The organism is Microbacterium sp. ISL-103 (assembly GCF_018613995.1).
Classification (GTDB): Bacteria; Actinomycetota; Actinomycetes; order Actinomycetales; family Microbacteriaceae; genus Microbacterium.
This window is the reverse complement of the sequence record NZ_JAGGPD010000493.1, coordinates 1-2,432: the sequence shown is the minus strand read 5'-3', so window position 1 is coordinate 2,432 and position 2,432 is coordinate 1. Positions and strand designations below refer to the sequence as shown.

Here is a 2,432-nt window from a genome sequence, read left to right as displayed (position 1 = left end):
GGCCGGGGTTGCCGAGCCCCACCACAGGCCAGGTGGATGCCATGTCGTCGTCCTCTCGGATGCGGGCCCCGTGCGGTTCCCGGGTCAGAATACGACAGAGGGGGCGCGATCTGCTCGCGCCCCCTCTGTGATGCAGTCAGCTGTGAGCTGCGCCTGCGGAGATCACTCCGCGGCGGGCTCTTCCTCGGCAGGAGCCTCGTCGGCTGCGGCCTCGTCTTCTTCGAGGGACTCCTCGGCCGGGATCGCGATCGCGACGACGAGCACCTCGGGGTCGGTCAGCAGCGTCGAGCCCTTGGGCAGGGTGACGTCGGCGGCGGTGATGTGCGCGTCCTCTTCGAGACCCTCGACCGAGACTTCGACGTTCTGCGGCAGGTGCGTGGCCTCTGCCTCGATCGACAGGGTGTTGGCGTCCTGGTTGACGATCGTGCCCGGAGCCGGCTCGCCGGTGACGATGACGGGGACGTCGATCGTGACCTTCTCGCCCTTGCGGACGACGAGCAGGTCGATGTGCTCGATGATCTGGTGCACGGGGTCCTTCTGGACGTCCTTGACCAGGGCGAGCTGAGACGTGCCCTCGATGTCGAGCTCGAGCAGTGCGTTGGCACGGCGGATGATGAGCGAGACCTGGTGACCCGGCAGTGCGACGTGCACGGGGTCGGTGCCGTGGCCGTAGATGACGGCGGGGATCTTGCCTGCGGCGCGCAGACGACGGGCGAAGCCCTTGCCGAAGCTCTCGCGGAGCTCGGCGACGACCTTGGTGTCTTCAGACATGGGTAATTCTCCTTCGGGGCACGCAGCGAGAGCTACGCGGTGGTCTTGGAATTGTTCTCGAACGCAGACACGTGAGGAAAGCCACCGGCTTGCTTCGCCGCGTCGATAACGGATGCCAGCGCACGCGCAGAAGCATCCCTCGCCGAGGTACTCCTCTCATGGTACCGGATGAGCCGATAGGCTGAGAACACCGATTCCCCTCTGCAGAACACGGAGTTCCCTCATGCTCGACGGCGTCTTCTTCTCCCACGCGATCGCCTGGCTCATCGGCGCGATGACCGTGTGCGCCGCCGGCTTCAGCTTCGCGGCCCTCTTCTCGCTGGGCCGTTCGGGGTACCGCAAGGATTGAGCCGGTCGGCGAGCCCGCCCGGCGGTTTCGCGCCCATCACGCGGCGACACACGGGAGCACCACCCCGGACGCCGCGATAATCTGGAAGCATCCCCTTCTTCTCGATCTAGGAGCCATCTGTGCCCGAAGCATCAGCGAACATCGGAGTCGTCGGACTCGCCGTCATGGGTTCGAACCTCGCCCGCAACCTCGCCAGCCGCGAGGGCAACACGGTGGCGATCTTCAACCGCAGCTACGAGAAGACCGAGACCCTCGTCTCCGACCACCCTGAGGCCGGCTTCGTCGCCGCCAAGACGTACCAGGAGTTCGCCGACTCGCTGCAGAAGCCGCGCACCGCGATCATCATGGTCAAGGCCGGCGGCCCGACCGACGCCGTGATCGATTCGCTCGTCTCGGTCTTCGAGCCGGGCGACATCATCGTCGACGGCGGCAACGCGTACTTCCCCGACACGATCCGTCGCGAGAAGGCCGTGCGTGAGACGGGCATCAACTTCGTCGGCGCCGGCATCTCGGGCGGCGAAGAGGGCGCGCTCACCGGCCCCTCGATCATGCCCGGCGGCTCGGACGAGTCGTGGGTCACCCTCGGCCCGATCCTGAAGTCCATCGCCGCGATCGCCGAGGGCGAGCCGTGCGTCACGCACGTCGGCCACGACGGCGCCGGCCACTTCGTCAAGATGGTGCACAACGGCATCGAGTACGCCGACATGCAGCTCATCGCCGAGGCCTACGACCTCATCCGCCGCGGCACCGGCAAGTCCCCCGCCGAGATCGCCGACATCTTCGCCGAGTGGAACAAGGGCGAACTCGAGTCCTACCTGATCGAGATCACCGCAGAGGTGCTCCGCCAGGTGGATGCCGAGACCGGCAAGCCCCTCGTCGACGTCATCCTCGACCAGGCCGGAGCCAAGGGCACCGGAGCGTGGACCGTGCAGACCGCTCTCTCGCTCGGCGTCCCCGTCTCGGGCATCGCCGAGGCCACCTTCGCCCGCTCCCTGTCGTCGCACCCCGAGCAGCGCGAGGTCGCGGCATCCCTGCCCGGCCCCGACGACGACTTCGTCGTCACCGACGAGGCCGCGTTCATCGAAGACGTCCGCCTGGCCCTCTACGCCTCGAAGATCGTCGCCTACTCGCAGGGCTTCGACGAGATCCGTGCGGGCGCTGCCGAGTACGGCTGGAACATCGACCTGGGTGCGATCAGCAAGATCTGGCGCGGCGGCTGCATCATCCGTGCCCAGTTCCTCCACCGCATCGCCGATGCGTACGCCGCGACCCCCGACCCGCCCGTCCTGCTGCCGGCTCCCTCCCTCCCCCA

The 2,432-nt window shown here is 67.5% G+C and carries 3 protein-coding genes; 2 read left to right on the top strand and 1 reads right to left on the bottom strand.

From position 1 onward, the window contains the following. Window positions 1-162 precede the first annotated feature (162 nt). The gene (locus J7E68_RS16480) at window positions 163-771 is read right to left on the bottom strand and encodes a 50S ribosomal protein L25/general stress protein Ctc (RefSeq protein WP_215174421.1); all 609 of its coding nucleotides are present in this window, start codon (window positions 769-771) and stop codon (window positions 163-165) included. A gap of 223 nt (window positions 772-994) precedes the next feature. On the opposite strand from J7E68_RS16480, the gene J7E68_RS20190 reads away from it, so the two are divergent. Both J7E68_RS20190 and gndA read left to right on the top strand, forming a co-directional pair. Next, window positions 995-1,120, top strand: coding sequence for a hypothetical protein (locus J7E68_RS20190; protein WP_285225524.1), 126 nt, complete (start codon window positions 995-997; stop codon window positions 1,118-1,120). 119 nt (window positions 1,121-1,239) lie between these two features. Next, window positions 1,240-2,432 (top strand): NADP-dependent phosphogluconate dehydrogenase (gndA, locus tag J7E68_RS16475; RefSeq protein ID WP_215174419.1); only part of this gene is annotated, 1,193 nt, incomplete at its 3' end.

Excerpts from the sequence above, each read along its gene's own strand:
- J7E68_RS16480 (WP_215174421.1), bottom strand. The coding sequence starts at position 771 with ATGTCTGAAGACACCAAGGTCGTCGCCGAGCTCCGCGAGAGCTTCGGC.
- J7E68_RS20190 (WP_285225524.1), top strand. The coding sequence starts at position 995 with ATGCTCGACGGCGTCTTCTTCTCCCACGCGATCGCCTGGCTCATCGGC.